The sequence below is a fragment of the Afipia sp. DC4300-2b1 genome (genome assembly GCF_049895725.1).
Lineage (GTDB): Bacteria > Pseudomonadota > Alphaproteobacteria > Rhizobiales > Xanthobacteraceae > Afipia > Afipia broomeae.
On sequence record NZ_JAFCSX010000005.1, the window covers coordinates 114152 to 129747 of the forward strand.

13 protein-coding genes are annotated in these 15596 nt (G+C 61.6%); 9 read left to right on the top strand and 4 right to left on the bottom strand.

From position 1 onward, the window contains the following. Complete coding sequence (locus ACP7AL_RS20150) at positions 1 to 3129, top strand: efflux RND transporter permease subunit (protein ID WP_425993722.1); 3129 nt, start codon at positions 1 to 3, stop codon at positions 3127 to 3129. 8 nt (positions 3130 to 3137) lie between these two features. Further along, entirely contained in the window at positions 3138 to 3986 is an 849-nt protein-coding gene (locus ACP7AL_RS20155; protein WP_425993724.1) for an amidohydrolase family protein, read from the top strand. A 146-nt stretch (positions 3987 to 4132) separates the two neighbouring features. Here the strand turns inward: ACP7AL_RS20155 and ACP7AL_RS20160 are convergent, their stop codons facing one another. Further along, entirely contained in the window at positions 4133 to 4657 is a 525-nt protein-coding gene (locus ACP7AL_RS20160) for a hypothetical protein (protein ID WP_425993726.1), read from the bottom strand. Positions 4658 to 4762: 105 nt separating this feature from the next. Beyond that, a complete protein-coding gene (locus tag ACP7AL_RS20165) occupies positions 4763 to 5533 on the bottom strand; it encodes an alpha/beta hydrolase (protein WP_425993728.1) in 771 nt (256 codons plus the stop codon). 204 nt (positions 5534 to 5737) lie between these two features. On the opposite strand from ACP7AL_RS20165, the gene ACP7AL_RS20170 reads away from it, so the two are divergent. Further along, positions 5738 to 6673, top strand: a complete 936-nt coding sequence (locus ACP7AL_RS20170; protein WP_425993730.1) for an AraC family transcriptional regulator — start codon at positions 5738 to 5740, stop codon at positions 6671 to 6673. Between the two features lie 324 nt (positions 6674 to 6997). Here the strand turns inward: ACP7AL_RS20170 and erpA are convergent, their stop codons facing one another. Then, a complete protein-coding gene (erpA, locus tag ACP7AL_RS20175) occupies positions 6998 to 7348 on the bottom strand; it encodes an iron-sulfur cluster insertion protein ErpA (RefSeq protein WP_006020683.1) in 351 nt (116 codons plus the stop codon). A gap of 95 nt (positions 7349 to 7443) precedes the next feature. On the opposite strand from erpA, the gene ACP7AL_RS20180 reads away from it, so the two are divergent. From ACP7AL_RS20180 to ACP7AL_RS20190, 3 genes are all read left to right on the top strand, one after another. Further along, a complete protein-coding gene (locus ACP7AL_RS20180; protein WP_425993733.1) occupies positions 7444 to 8652 on the top strand; it encodes a deoxyguanosinetriphosphate triphosphohydrolase in 1209 nt (402 codons plus the stop codon). A 165-nt stretch (positions 8653 to 8817) separates the two neighbouring features. After that, entirely contained in the window at positions 8818 to 10611 is a 1794-nt protein-coding gene (argS, locus tag ACP7AL_RS20185; protein WP_425993735.1) for an arginine--tRNA ligase, read from the top strand. 101 nt (positions 10612 to 10712) lie between these two features. Next, positions 10713 to 12224, top strand: coding sequence for an SPOR domain-containing protein (locus tag ACP7AL_RS20190; protein WP_425993737.1), 1512 nt, complete (start codon positions 10713 to 10715; stop codon positions 12222 to 12224). 28 nt (positions 12225 to 12252) lie between these two features. Here the strand turns inward: ACP7AL_RS20190 and ACP7AL_RS20195 are convergent, their stop codons facing one another. Further along, the gene (locus ACP7AL_RS20195; RefSeq protein WP_425993739.1) at positions 12253 to 12816 is read right to left on the bottom strand and encodes a TetR/AcrR family transcriptional regulator; all 564 of its coding nucleotides are present in this window, start codon (positions 12814 to 12816) and stop codon (positions 12253 to 12255) included. Between the two features lie 117 nt (positions 12817 to 12933). Between ACP7AL_RS20195 and ACP7AL_RS20200 the strand changes: the two genes are divergently transcribed. The 3 genes from ACP7AL_RS20200 to ACP7AL_RS20210 all read left to right on the top strand — a co-directional run bounded on the left by ACP7AL_RS20200 (position 12934) and on the right by ACP7AL_RS20210 (position 15594). Next, on the top strand, positions 12934 to 13590 hold the full coding sequence (locus ACP7AL_RS20200) for a glutathione S-transferase (protein ID WP_425993741.1): 657 nt from the start codon (positions 12934 to 12936) through the stop codon (positions 13588 to 13590). A 142-nt stretch (positions 13591 to 13732) separates the two neighbouring features. After that, positions 13733 to 14761 carry a beta-N-acetylhexosaminidase gene (gene nagZ, locus ACP7AL_RS20205; RefSeq protein WP_425993743.1) on the top strand — a complete coding sequence of 343 codons (1029 nt, stop codon included), beginning with the start codon at positions 13733 to 13735 and terminating at the stop codon, positions 14759 to 14761. After that, positions 14758 to 15594, top strand: a complete 837-nt coding sequence (locus ACP7AL_RS20210; RefSeq protein WP_006020676.1) for a segregation and condensation protein A — start codon at positions 14758 to 14760, stop codon at positions 15592 to 15594. The genes nagZ and ACP7AL_RS20210 overlap by 4 nt, the downstream gene beginning before the upstream one ends. The last annotated feature ends 2 nt before the right edge of the window (positions 15595 to 15596 follow it).

The window sequence follows — 15596 nt, forward strand, 5'->3', positions numbered from 1 at the left end:
ATGAACCTGTCGGAACTCTGTATCCGCAGACCGGTGATGACGACGCTGATGACGGCGTCGATTATTGCATTCGGCGTGTTCGGATTCCGGCTGCTGCCGGTCTCCGCGCTGCCCAAGGTTGATTTCCCGACCATTCAGGTCACGGCAACCTTGCCCGGCGCGAGCGCCGACACGATGGCGGCCTCCGTTGCAGGTCCGATCGAGCGCCAGCTCTCGACGGTTGCCGGCATTTCGTCGATGTCGTCGAGTTCCTCGCAGGGCACGACCTCGATCACCATCCAGTTCGACCTCAACCGCAACATCGATGGCGCAGCCCTGGACGTGCAGACCGCGCTGACGATTGCGCAGCGCCGCTTGCCGGTCGAGATGCTCGTCCCGCCGAGCTTCCGGAAGGTGAACCCGGCCGACTTCCCCGTGCTGTTCGTGTCGCTGAGTTCGGAGACGCTGCCGCTGTCGACCGTCAATGAATACGGTGACATCACCATCGGCCAGACGCTCTCGCAGATTCCCGGCGTCGCGCAGGTTCTGATCTACGGTCCGCAGAAGTTTGCGATCCGGGTGCAGGCCGATCCTGAGGCGGCAGCCGCGCGCGGATTGTCGCTCGAGGACATCCGCGCGGCAGTTTCGCGCGCCAATTCCTCGACGCCGGTCGGTACGCTCAACGGTCCGAAGCAGGACATCGCAATTCAGGCGTCCGGGCAGCTCAACAAGGCTGCCGATTACCGGCAGGTGGTTGTGGCATGGCGTAACGGCTCGCCGGTCAAGCTGGACGAAGTCGCCCGGATCTACGACAGCGTCGAAAACGACAAGGCCGCGACCTGGTTCAACGGCACGCGCTCGATCGTGCTGGCGATCCAGAAGCAGCCAGACGCCAACACCGTGGCGGTGGTCGACGCGGTGCGGGCCAAGCTGCCGTCGCTGCGGGCTCAGGTCCCGCCCTCTATCACCATGGACGTGACCCTCGACCGCTCGGTCTCTATCCGCGAGTCCGTCACCGACGTTGAAGAGACGCTGCTGATCGCGGTGGGTCTTGTGATCGTCGTTATCTTCCTGTTCCTGCGCTCGGCCTCCGCCACCTTCATTCCGGCGCTTGCGGTTCCGATCTCGGTGCTGGGCACCTGCGCGGTGATGTACGCGCTCGACTATTCGATCAACAACATGACGCTGCTGGCGCTGACGCTGTCGGTGGGCTTCGTGGTGGACGACGCCATCGTCATGCTCGAAAACATCATGCGTCACATCGAGGAGGGCATGAAGCCCTATGAGGCGGCGCTGAAAGGCGCGCGCGAAATCGGCTTCACCATTCTGTCGATTACGTTCTCGCTGATCGCGGTCTTCATTCCCGTGCTGCTGATGGGCGGCATCGTTGGCCGCGTGTTCCGCGAGTTCGCGGTAACCATCTCTGTAGCCATCCTTGTGTCCGGCTTCGTGTCGCTGACCCTGACGCCCATGCTCTGCGCGCGCGTGCTCAAGGCGCACGATCCGCATCACCGGCCCAACTTCGTGCTGCGCTGGTTCGAGGCCATGTTCGAGTCCTGGCTGCGCGCCTATGAATGGACGCTCGACCGCGTGCTTGCCTACAAGTCGGTGATGCTGGTGGTGACGCTGGCGACGCTCGGCCTCACGATCTGGCTGTACATGATCGTGCCGAAAGGGTTCTTCCCGCAGGAGGACACCGGTTTCCTTAGCGGCACGACGGAGGCCGCGACCGACACGTCATTCGAGGCGATGAGCGCACGGCAGAAACTTCTTGCCGATATTCTGCGCGCCGATCCCGCGGTTGAATTCGTCAACAGCACGGTCGGATCCGGCGGGCCCAATCCGACGGCGAACTACGGACGCCTGTTCATCGGCCTGAAGCCGAAGGAGGAGCGTCAGCCCGCGCCCGTGGTGATGGCGCGGCTCCGGCAGAAGGCGTTGCAGGTGCCGGGTCTTCAGGCGTTCTTCCAGGGCATCCAGAACCTGAACATCGGCGGACGTCCGTCGAAGAGCCAGTATCAGTACACGTTGCAGAGCGGCGATACGGACTCGCTTTACAACGCAGCTCCGGTGATGCGCGACCGCATCGCCAAGGTCGATGGATTGCAGGACGTCACCACCGATCTCTACATCAAGAATCCGCAGCTCACGGTCGAGATCGACCGCGAGAAAGCCGCGGTCTATGGCGTGACCGCCGATCAGATCCGCAACCAGCTTTTCAACGCTTACGGCGCGCGGCAGGTGGGCACCATCTACATGCCCTCGAACGACTACCAGATCATTCTGGAAGTGCAGCCGAAGTTTCGCGTCGATCCGACCGATCTGTCCAAGCTGTATGTGAAGACGACGAACAACCAGACCATTCCGCTCGATGCGGTGGCGAAGATGGTGCCGACGGTCGGGCCTTTGCAGATCAATCACCAGGGCCAGCAGCCGGCGGTGACAATCTCGTTCAACCTGCGGCCCGGCACCTCGCTTGGCTATGCGGTCGATCAGATCACGAAGATCGAGCAGGATTCGAATCTGCCGGCGACCATTGCGACCGGCTTCTCAGGCACGGCGCAGGTGTTTCAGGATTCGCTGCGCGGGCAGGGCGTTCTTATTCTCGCCGCCGTGTTCGCCGCCTTCGTCATTCTCGGCATTCTCTACGAGAGCTTCATCCATCCGATCACGATCATCTCGGGTCTGCCGTCCGCAGGTATCGGCGCGATCCTGACTCTGATGCTGTTCAAGATGGAGTTGTCGGTGATCGCCATGATCGGCATCGTCATGCTGGTCGGCATCGTCAAGAAGAACGCGATCATGATGGTCGACTTCGCCATCGAACGCCGCTCCGCGGGTCTGAGTGCGGAGCATGCCATTCGCGAGGCGGCGCTGATGCGGTTCCGTCCGATCATGATGACGACGTTCGCAGCGATCTTCGGCACGCTGCCGATTGCGCTCGGCGCGGGCGCGGGCGCCGAACTGCGTCAGCCACTCGGCGTGTCTGTGGTCGGCGGTCTTCTGGTATCGCAGTTGCTCACGCTCTACATCACGCCGGTGATCTACATCTATCTTGACCGGATCGACCGCCGTCTCAAGCGGCGCCTCGACCCGACGCTGCAGGACACGCCGGATGTCGAGCCGCCGCGCGTCGCGGCGGCTGAGTAGAGTTTCGAATGTCGATCATATCCGCACGAACAGGCTGGCGTTTCTTCATCGCCGCCGCCGTGCTGCTTTCTGCTGTGCCTGCACGGGCCATTGAAGAGCCAATCGAAATCTTCGACGCGCATCTGCACTACAACTGGGAGCCGAAGCCGTATTTTCAGGTCGATGAGGTGCTCGCGCTGTTCAGGAAACACCGCGTCACCGGCATTCTCGCCACCAGCCGTCCCAACACCGGCACCCACGCGCTGATGGACGCGAAGGCGGATGGATTGTGGGTCGTTCCGTTCATTCGCCCATACCGCGTCCGTCCTGACATCCAGACCTGGTTCAACGACCCGACGATCTTCGATCTGGTGCAGGACGAGTACAAGCGCGGCTATTACCGCGGTATCGGAGAGTTTCATCTGTCGGGGAAGGCCGCCGCGACCGAGTGCGTCAAGAAGGCCGTGGACTTCGCAGTCGCCAACGATCTCTACCTTCATGCCCACGCCGACGATGAAGCCGTCGAGATCCTGATGCGTCACAACGCGCGCGCGAAGATCATCTGGGCACACACCGGCTTCAGCCTCGCGCCGAGCCGGGTCGCGGCGATGCTGGCAACTTATCCGCAGTTGTGGGGCGAACTGTCTTACCGCAGCGGCATTACCGGCGCGGGCGGGGCGCTAACGCCGGAATGGCGCGCGATGTTCGAGAAATATCCGGACCGGTTCCTGCTGGGATCGGATACATGGATCAGCGAGCGCTGGGCGAGCTACGGTTCGATCATGGCCGAGTATCGCGGCTGGCTGAAGCAGTTGCCGCCGGGGATCGCGAAACAGATCGCGCATGGCAACGCGAAGCGGCTGTTCGCCAAACAATGATTTGCCCGGGCGGTGCGCCTGCGGTCTCTTTGCTCATAGCGACGCCAGGCATGGCATTTATCATAACGGCGGAGATTCGGCGCGCCGTGCGCGAACCTGATCGTGAGGCGCGGCGACAAGTTTCATATAGCGGATCGACGGCATGACTACTTCGCCGCGGGTGCTGGCGGCACCGGCAGGATAATTTCGGACGCAATCTTCCATTCGTTCGAGACATTGATCCACGTCAAGATCATCAGAAATGGCTTCGGCGTACCGTCCTGTCCCGCATACGAGACGGCGATAGTGACCGGTGCGTACGATTCGGCCACATCTGAAGTCAGTCCGACGACTTTAAGCCTGGAGAGGTCGGGTGAGAGCACCACGGGACCGGATGCGGCAATGTCCCGCAGTTTCCGGTCGATGGCTTGGTTACCCCAGTATCCCGCCCAATTGCCTTCGGACGGAATTGCGCTTTTTGCTACCAGCAATGCTGAAGGAGATTGCCAGAACATTTCATGCAGTGCGTTGATGTCGTGCCGGTTCGCAAGATTTATGACTTCGCCGAACCGCGACTTGATCGTGTTCAGTGCCGGTGTATCCACCGGATCTTTGTACGATGGTGCTGTGGCGGCGGAGTGCGCAGATAGAACAGCCACGCTGAAGGCCAGAGCGAAGAATTGCTTTTTCATGCTCATGTTCCTTTGAACACGCTCTTGTTTGAGTCGATGATGGTAACGCCGTGAGATATTTGCGGGCGTAAAGCTCCCGGCACGCAAGCGCCGGGAGCTTTGCCGTTACTTCGCTAGCGTGGCTTTCTCAATGGCGGCGGCGACATCCTTTGCGTGGACGACGAGGGATGCATGGCTACCGGCAACTTCTGTCGTCTGCGCATGCATTCCGGCGGCGAACAACTTTTGGACCTCAGGGGCGATGACCTTGTCCTTCGTGCTGATCACGTAGAACGTCGGTTTGTTGCGCCATGCTGCCGTATCGACGGGCGCTTCGAACGCCGCATGATTGAGTGGAAGCTGCGAGTTGGCGAGGGCTTCTGCAATCTTCGGAGGGAGGTCGGCGGCGACCACCGAAGGAAAAGCCTTCGGATCAATATAGAGGTTGCCCTTGTCGTCGGGATGAATTGCAGCTGCGCCTTCGGTTGGTGGTCCGCTCTTGGCCAAAGTCGCCAGAGATTGCCCAACGTCGGGGGCAAACGCGGAGACGTACACGAGCGCCGAGATTTTTGGATCGTTGCCTGCCTGCGTTATCACTACACCGCCCCACGAATGGCCAACGAGAACAGTTTTTCCGTTCTGCTTTGCAAGCGCCTGCTTGGTGGCATCGACATCCGCCGTGAGGGATGTGAGTGGATTTTCAACGAGCGTGACGGTGTAACCTTTCTTCGTGAGGATGTCCGCGACGGGTTTCCAGCTTGTTTGATCGACGAATGCGCCATGAACAAGCACGATATTGTGAGCTGCGCCCTTTGGCAGTTCACTCGATTGGGAGTGATTGGTGAAAGCGGCGCCGGCTAAAAGGACCGTGGCGGCTGAGAGAAAAAGATTTCGCATCGATTATTGTTCCTGTTGGAAAGCCGGACAACCTATGTCCGGAGAATGGGCGGGCGCTCCGGCAGGATCGCGTTTCTTCCATTTGCCGTTGATCGCATGACGCGTCAGCCTGCCGCGTTCTGAACTAGGATGAGATTATTTTCGCCGGTAGCGCTCAACCGTCCGAATATTGTGTTTGAGCGTCCACGCGAATATCATTGCCGCATGGATGCTCTTGCCCAGTTGCTCGACCGCGTTCGCTTCGGTGGAAGCTTGCTCTTTCATTTTGAGCTGGGTCATCCCTGGAATTTGTCATTGCCCGAGCGTTCGTACGCTTTGTTTCACTATCTCAGCACTGGCACGGCGACGCTCGCGCTCGAAAAAGGACCAGACCTTCATCTGACCGCAGGCGACTTTGTTGTCGTCACGCGCGGTGAGCGCCACGCGATCTATTCCGATTGTCAGACGAAGCCCTTCTCGATTCAGGACATCGATCGGACGTCGGACCGGCTGAACCTCATTCGACATCAGGAAGGAGCGGAGCAAGTTTCGACGATGCTCTGCGGCAACTTCATTATGTCGCAACCTTTGTCCGGCGCGTTGCGGGAATTGTTGCCGCCCGTGCTTCTTCTGAAAGGAGCTACGGTCGATGGGTGGCTCGAGGCGATCCTGCAACGCATGTTAGACGAGGCTGCAACCGAACTTCCCGGTCAAGAGATCGCACTGTCACGACTGACAGAGATACTGTTCGTCGAAGTGCTCCGAAGCTGGATCAAATCTCTCGGTCACGGCGAAGGCGGATGGCTTGGAGCCATGGCCGACCCGCACATCGGGCCAGCGCTTCAGTGCATCCACGAGCAACCGGACCGCGCATGGACCCTTCGTGAACTCGGTCAGCGCGTGGGTCTCGGCCGATCATTGTTTTCAGCCCGTTTTACGAAGCTCGTCGGCCAGCCCATGCATCGCTATTTGATCGCGCGCCGGATGAGGGAGGCAGCGTTTTTGCTTGAATCAAGCGACGAGCCGATTGGGCGAGTTGCGCATCGCGTCGGCTACGAAACGGCCACCGCCTTCTCCAAGCTGTTCCAACGGCACTACGGCCTATCGCCCGGCCGTTACCGGGCCAGTCAACGCTCTTTTATCCACGAACAGCTAAGCTGATGCAGGAGTCTGCGCGGCAAGCCTCCTGCCAGCCGGTCTGCGCTGACCAAACAGATCGCGCATGGCAACGCGAAGCGGCTGTTTGCGGAGAACGCAGGGAATAAGTAGCGGCGCTTTCTGGCGTCATCCTGAGGTGCGAGCCGTTTCCGGCGAGACTCAAAGCATGAGAGTTTGCTTTACCTCTCCCATGGGGAGGTCGGCGCGTAGCGCCGGGTGAGGGGGTACGCTCTCTCGATAGATTCTACGCCCTCACCCCAACCCTCTCCCCACGGGAGAGGGAGTTGGACTGCGCTCGTGTCGGAGCAGGTGTCTAATTCAAAGAAACTAAATCGAAAAACTCGTGCCGCAGCCGCAGGACGCGGTCGCGTTCGGATTGACCACGCGGAACGACGCGCCGATCAGATCATCGACAAAGTCGACTTCCGAGCCGGCCAGGAAAGGCACGGATGAGGGGTCCACCAGCACCACGGCACTGTCACGTTCGATCACTAGATCGTCGTCTGCCTTGGCACGCTCGACATCGAATTTGTACTGGAAGCCGGAGCAGCCGCCGCCTTCGACACTGATGCGCAGCATCGCGCCGTCGCCTTCCGACTTGAGGATGGCGCCGATTCGCTTCGCTGCCCGTTCGGAAATGGTCACACCGGCGGCTGAGGCGAGTTCGGTGGCAGTCATAATAGGTCTCCGAAACCGGGGTATTTGAATGTCCCCGTATGGCATAGTTAAGTGCGCTGAACGCCAGAATCAAACACCGAAAGTAGAATAATTCGATGTCGGTCGGAATGGCAGCACCCCGCGTAGCCTATGGCTGCGACCCCAGCCAGAGCCGCGGCAGGCGCTTCAATGAGCCGCCGAGCCTGCGGCGCAGTGCGTTCCGCCGCGACTGTGACCGCGTCATTCATTCCAATGCCTTCCGCCGCCTGAAGCATAAAACACAGGTATTCGTGTTCCATGAAGGCGATCACTATCGCACCCGCCTGACCCATACGCTGGAGGTCGCCCAGATCGCCCGCGCGCTGGCGCGGCAACTCGGCCTCGACGAGGACCTCACCGAGACGCTGGCGCTGGCCCACGATCTCGGCCATCCGCCGTTCGGCCATGCCGGAGAGCGGGCGCTGGACGAATGCCTGAAGGATCATGGCGGGTTCGATCACAACGCGCAGAGCCTGCGCGTTGTCACGCTGCTGGAGCGGCGCTATCCGCAGTTCGACGGCCTCAATCTGACGTGGGAGTCGCTTGAGGGGATCGTCAAGCACAACGGCCCGTTGATCGACGGCAATGGCGAGCCCGTCGGCCGCTATCGCGAGCACGGCGTGCCGGTCGGCATCTCGGAATATGTCGCGTATCACGATCTCGAGTTGTGGAGCTACGCCTCGCTGGAAGCGCAGGTCGCTGCGGTGGCCGATGACATCGCCTATGACGCGCACGACATCGACGACGGATTGCGGGCAGGGCTGTTCACCGTGGACGATCTCGGCGCCATCCCGCTGATCGCCGACATCAACGCGGTCATCACCGCGCGCTATCCCGTCCTCGACGAGACGCGGCGCGGCGCGGAACTGGTGCGCGAACTCATCTCCTATCTGATCGAGGATGTGTTCTCGGAAACGCGCCGGCGGCTTGGTGCCGCGCGCCTAAGCAGCGCGGTCGATGTACGCAATCACAACGCAACGCTGGTCGGCTTCTCGGCCGAAGCCGAGAAAACGGAAGCGGCGATCAAGCGCTTTCTCAGGACGCGGATGTATCGCCACGAGCGGGTCATGAGCGTGATGCGGGACGCGGAGGCGGTGGTCCGCGATCTGTTCGCGCGCTATCAGGCCGAACCGGGCGATCTGCCCGCCGAATGGCTGCCCGACGAGGGCGAGCATGACGAGGCTGGCCGGGCCCGCCGGATCGGCGATTTCATTGCGGGAATGACCGACCGGTACGCCATTGTCGAGCATCAGCGGCTTTTTGACTCGACCCCGGATTTACGTTAGGCGGCGGCATCCGGCCTTGGCAGCAAGCCCAAGGGCTTACTCCGTCATTGCGAGGAGCGCTTGCGACGAAGCAATCCATTCCTTTGGTCTCAAAGATGGATTGCTTCGCTCCGCTCGCAATGACGATCTGAACTGTCTATTTTGTACACGACACAGGACTTCCTAATGACTTCGCCCGCCCAGTCCCAGCATTTGTTCGCCGACGTGCTTTCGCGCGTGCATGCCGTGTGCGCGGCGCTCGGCGGCGAGGGTGTTCTTCCCGCAGGTCTCGATCTGTCGCGCGTTGTGGTCGAGCCGCCGCGCGACGCTACTCATGGCGACATGGCGACCAACGCGGCGATGGTTCTGGCCAAGGACGCGAAGGCAAAGCCGCGCGAGCTTGCCGACAAGATCGCGGACAAATTGCGCGCCGATCCGATTGTCGAGCGCGTCGATGTGGCTGGACCTGGCTTTATCAATCTGACGCTGAAGACATCCGCCTGGTTCGGCGCATTGCGGTCCGTGCTGGAGCAGGGCAACAGTTATGGCCGCAGCAGCGTCGGCGCGGCCGAGAAGGTCAATGTCGAATACGTCTCCGCCAATCCGACGGGGCCGATGCATGTCGGCCATTGCCGTGGCGCCGTGTTCGGAGATGCGCTGGCGAGTCTCTTGTCGTTCGCCGGTTACGACGTCACCAAGGAATACTACATCAACGACGCCGGCGCGCAGGTGGATGTGCTCGCGCGCTCCGCGTTCCTGCGCTATCGCGAAGCGCTTGGCGAAACCATTGGCGAGATTCCCGAAGGGCTGTATCCGGGTGACTATCTTGTGCCGGTGGGGAAGGCGCTTGCCAGCGAATACGGCGACAAGCTGCTGAAGCAATCCGAAGCAGAGTGGCTGCCGGTGGTACGAGCAAAAGCCATTTCCATGATGATGGAGATGATCAAGGGTGATCTCGCCGCGCTCAACATCCGTCACGACGTATTTTTCTCGGAACGCTCGCTCAACGAAAACGGCAATGACCGCGTCGGGGCGACGATTGCAGAGTTGCGCGCGAAGGGCGATGTCTATGAGGGCCGTTTGCCGCCGCCGAAGGGCGCGCCGGTCGAGGATTACGAGGATCGCGAGCAGACGCTGTTCCGCGCCACCGCGTTCGGCGACGACGTCGACCGTCCGCTGAAGAAATCAGATGGCTCGTACACTTACTTCGCGTCCGACATCGCCTATCACAAGACCAAGTTCGACCGCGGCTTCCTCAACATGGTCGACGTGTGGGGCGCGGATCACGGCGGCTACATCAAGCGGGTGCAGGCGGCGATCAAGGCCGTCACCGATGACAAGGCGACGCTGGATGTGAAGATCGTCCAGCTTGTGAAACTGCTGCGCAACGGCGAGCCGGTGAAGATGTCGAAGCGCTCCGGCGATTTCGTCACGCTGCGTGAGGTCGTGGACGAGGTCGGTTCCGATGCCGTGCGTTTCATGATGCTGTTCCGCAAGAACGATGCGGTGCTCGATTTCGATCTTGCCAAGGTGATTGAGCAGTCCAAGGACAACGCGGTTTTCTATGTGCAGTACGGACACGCGCGCGGACATTCGATTTTCAAGAATGCACGCGAGACGGTTCCGTCATTGCCGGAAGGCGCGGCGGAACGTGTCGCGTTCCTGCGCGGCGCGAAGATCGAGCGGCTCAGCGATCCGGTCGAACTGAGCCTGATCCGGCAGATCGCGATTTATCCGCGGATCGTCGAGGCGGCGGCGGTCGCACATGAACCGCACCGAATCGCGTTTTACCTGTATGATCTCGCGAGCGAATTTCACGCGCTTTGGACCAAGGGGCGCGATATGCCTCATTTACGCTTCATTATCCAGAATGATGCAGAAGTAACAATCGCGCGACTTGCCCTGGTTCAGGGCGTTGTCTCGGTTCTGGCTTCCGGTCTCGCCGTGCTCGGCGTCCATGCTCCGGACGAGATGCGATAATTGGGGATTTGACCGCCACGGGGACGGGTGGCGGTGTGTGAGAAGCGGCGTTCGTTTGAATGACGGGCGAGGCGCTTTCCCGAAGGGGATGCAACATCGCAATGGCGAACCAATATCGCGACAGACCGTTTCCGGCGGACGATGAATATAGCCGGGATCAATCCCGCATGGCCCAGCCGCAAGGCGAGAGCGACCCGCTGGCGGAACTGGCGCGACTGATCGGGCAGGCCGATCCATTCTCGAATTTTGGACGCGAGCAGCAGGCGCAGCCGGCCCGGCATGAGCCGCGCGATCAGTACGCCGCCCATGAGCCCGCCGCCGAGGAAGAAGACGTGCCCGCCGTTCGGCCGTCCTGGTTGCAGAATTTGGCTGCCGCGCGTCAGGCGTCGCAGGAGCCGGCTTATCGCGAGGACTCTTATCGTGAAGAGCCTTATCGCGAGCCAGAGCGTTACGATCCGCCTTATGCGGACGAACGGCATCATCAGAGCCAGGATCATGTTTACGGCCAGCATGCCCCGCAGTTCGATCACAGCGGTTACGATCCCGTGCTGACCGGGCAGGGCCGAGGTCAGCAGGTTGCCAGCGACCGTTACGATGACGTCCTGTACGGGCGGCCCGATCACGATCCCGGCCGCGATGACTTTACCGCTCAGGGCGGACATTACGACGAGGGCGGTTACGACCGGCCGCCCTATGGCGAAGATTTCGAGCAGGAAGCCCCGAAGGCCCGGCGCGGCGGTATGATGACAGTTGTCGTCGTTCTGCTGCTCGCGGTTGTCGGCACCGGCGCGGCCTTCGCCTACAGAACGTTCGTTGGTTCTCCGCGCAGCGGCGAGCCACCGGTCATCCGGGCGGACGCAGGCCCGAACAAGATTATTCCTCCCGGCGCTGGCGATGGTTCAAGCAAGCAGATCACTGATCGCGTCGGCGACAAGTCACCCGAGCGCGTGGTGTCCCGCGAGGAACAACCCGTCGACGTCAATGCCAGGACCGGTCCACGCGTGGTGTTTCCGCCGTTGACCCAGAATGCCAACCCGCCATCGGTCGCCAGTGCGTCCACTAGCGCACGGCCGACCGGCGCGGGCGTCGGCAACGGCACGTTGACCGGCGGCGAGGAGCCGCGAAAAATCCGCACCCTGAGCATCCGGCCGGATCAGCCGGATTCGGCGGCTGCCGCACCGGCAGCGCCAGCGCGTGCGCAGCCTCCGGCACAGCGGACGTCGACGACGGCACCGGCGAGCACCGCTTCGACAGCGGCACCGTCCGCCAACGCACCCGTTTCACTCTCGCCGCAGGCACAGCCTCCGGCGGCTCCTGCCGATCGGCAGAAGGTAGCAGCAATCAGTCCTGCGGCTGTCACGGGCGGCGGCGCCTATGTGCAGGTGTCGTCGCAGAAGTCGGAAGCCGATGCGAAGGCGTCGTTCAAATCGATTCAGGGCAAATATGCCTCGATCCTCGGCTCACGCACGGCGACGATCCACAAGGCCGAGATCGCCGGCAAGGGCACGTTCTACCGCGCCATGGTCGGGCCGTTCGGGACCAATGAGGAAGCCGCGGCGTTCTGCGGCAACCTGAAAACGGCCGGCGGGCAGTGCGTGGTGCAGCGGCGCTAGGCCTCGGTCCTTGTGATCGTCGAGGCGACTACGCCGGCAGCAGACCTGCCGCGCGGTAGCTTTCGATCAATGCATCATAGACCGAGATATCAGAACGGCTCCGCGCAACCAGTTGAGCCCCGGCTATCGCAGCGAAGATGGCGCGCGCGCGCTGTTCGCAGTCGGGGGCCCCAACCACGCCTGCAGCGGACAGAACTTTGCTCAGCCACGCCACGTTGACATCGGCGAAGGCTTGAACTTCGTTCCGCACTGCCTCCGGCAGGTCGTCGTGCTCGGCAGCCATGAAGCTGCAGAGGCACATGCGGTTACCGTTCTCGAGCGCTTTGCGAAATGTGTCGGGATACTGCCGCAGGCAACCGAGAGGATCTGGTGACGCCGCCAGCAGTGCATCGAGAGCCGCCGCCGAGTCCTGCCAGTAACGCTTCGCGACCGCCGCAGCGAGATCAGCCTTGCTCGGGAAGTGATGGTAGATGCTCGCCGCCTTGATGCCGACCTCGTCCGCAAGCTCGCGGAAATTCAGGCCGCCATATCCATGCGCCTGTGCGGTCTGTTTGGCCGCTGCCAGAATGGCTTCCCTGGAATTTGAACTCATCTGACGCCCTTACCCTCAAAAGATCTACCAAGTGGTAGATAGACGTTGACGGTGCGGATATAAATGGTAGTTTTAGACTACCAAGTGATAGGTAGGTTCATGGTAAAGGAAGTCGCGATGAAGATTTACGATTGGCATACCGGCCCGTACCCGGCGCGCGTCCGCATCGCGTTGGCGGAAAAGAACCTGCAATCGCGGGTCCAGTTCGTGTCAGTCAATCTGTGGAAAGGCGAGCATAAGAAGCCCGAGTTTCTTGCCAAGAACTACTCAGGCACGCTGCCGGTGCTCGAACTCGAAGACGGAACTCTCATTGCCGAGTGCACGGCCATCACCGAATACCTCGACAACCTTGACGGCGCTCCGACGCTCACCGGCAGGACTGCTCGCGAAAAGGGTGTGATCCACATGATGAGCAAGCGAGCCGAGCTGGAATTGCTCGACGCCATCAGCGTTTATTTCCATCACGCCACGCCGGGGCTCGGCCCGGATGTCGAGATTTACCAGAACGCCGAATGGGGATTTCGTCAGCGCGAAAAGGCGGTGAGAGGGATGCACTATTTCGACGCCGTTCTGAAAAGGCAGCCGTTCGTGGCGGGCGAGGTCTTCTCGATGGCCGATATCACAGTGATCGGCGGTCTGATCTTTTCGGAGTTCGTCGAAGTGGAGATACCGGCAGAGTGCACGGCTCTCCAAGCCTGGTACGCGCGGATGCAGGAGCGTTCCAGCGTCAGGAACCGGATCACCATGTCGGAGCCCGCGCTGGTGTCCGCGTGACACCGGCATCGCGAAAGCTGTTCGGAGCTTCGCCAAATCATTGGAACGATTGCGTTTGCGATTGTGGATGACGCCCACAATCACGTGTGATTTTGCCCGGTTTCCTTGACCCTGGAGCCAAGCGCGGGCTAATCGCCGATCTATGGCCGCGCGCGCATTCATTACCGGCGTTTCCGGAACCGCTCTGACCGACGATGAGCGCGCGTTTTTGCGCGACCAGCGGCCGTGGGGCTTTATCCTTTTCAAGCGCAATATCGAAACCCCTGACCAAGTCATTCGACTGGTTGAGGAAATGCGGTCCGCTGTGAGCCAGCCCGATGCACCTGTCCTGATCGACCAGGAAGGCGGGCGGGTTCAGCGGCTGCAGCCGCCGCAGTGGCCGGTCTATCCGCCCGGAGCGGTCTTCAGCGCGCTGTACGAGGTTGACCGGGCGACCGGGCTTGAGGCTGCGCGCCTGTCGTCCCGGCTGATTGCGGCCGATCTTGCCGATCTCGGGATCACCGTGGACTGCCTGCCGCTGGCTGACGTCCCGGTTCCCGGCGCGGACTCGGTGATCGGCGATCGGGCCTATGGCACGACCCCGGCGAAGGTGGCCGAGATCGCCCGGGCCGTGACCGATGGACTGGCGCAGGGCGGTGTCTTGCCGGTCCTCAAGCATATTCCCGGCCATGGAAGGGCCACAGCGGACAGCCACTTTCGGCTGCCGACGGTCGATACCCCCGCGGCGGAACTCGCCAAAACCGACTTTGCGGCGTTCAAACCGCTTGCCGATCTGCCCATGGCCATGACGGCACATGTTGTGTTTAGCGCCCTCGACCCCGCCCAACCGGCGACGACATCTGCGACAATCATCGAACAGGTGATTCGCGGAACGATCGGATTCCAGGGTCTGTTAATGAGTGATGACGTGTCCATGAATGCCTTGCAGGGATCGATTGCGGAGCGGACACGCGCCAGCCTCAAAGCCGGCTGCGATGTCGTCCTGCATTGCAATGGCAAGCTCGACGAAATGAGTCAGGTTGCGGGTGAAGCCCCTGAACTCGCCGGCGTGGCTCTGGCCCGTGCGGAGCGTGCCTTGGCGTCGCGCAGAACACCGCAGCCCTTCGATCGCGGAGCGGCGCGGGCCGAACTCGAACGCCTGATCGGCGAGACAGGGAGTCTCACCTCATGAGCGCGGAAATCCTTTCCTTCGAGACAGGTTTGCCCGCGGAGCACGCCGAGGACGAACCGGCACTCGTTGTCGACGTCGAGGGATATGAAGGCCCGCTCGATCTGCTTCTCGCGCTTGCGCGTCAGCAAAAGGTCGACCTCGCCAAGATTTCCATTCTGGCGCTGGCGGATCAGTACCTCGTGTTCATCGAGGCGGCGCGCAAGCTGCGGCTCGAACTGGCGGCGGACTATCTCGTGATGGCGGCCTGGCTGGCCTATCTCAAGTCGCGCCTGCTGCTGCCGGAGCCTCCCGAAGCCGAAGGGCCGAGCGCCGAGGATCTTGCGACCGCGCTGGCCAACAGGCTGCGCCGGCTCGAGCAGATCCGCGAGGCGTCGAACCGGCTGATGACGCGGCCGCAACTGCGGCGCGATATTTTCCCGCGCGGTCAGCCGGAACAGATTGCGCAGGTCAAGCACTCCCGCTGGACCGCGACGTTGTATGACCTGCTGACCGCTTACGCGACCCAGCGTCAGTCGCGCGTGCTCGCGACCGTGCATCTGGCCAAGCGCACCGTGTGGTCGCTGTCGGAGGCGCGCGCTTCGCTCGAACGGCTGGTGGGCGCGGCGGAAACCGAGGACTGGGCGAGCCTCGATGAGCATCTGATGCGCTATGTGGTCGATCCGACCCAGCGCGCGACAGTGTTCGCATCGAGCTTTGCTGCAGCGCTGGAACTGGTGCGCGAAGGCACGCTCGACCTGCATCAGAAAGAAGCGTTCGCGCCGTTGTATTTTCGTAAGCACGTGGCGCATTTGCCGCCCGACGCTCAGGCAGCGCCGGAAGTGCCGGTAGAGTAAGT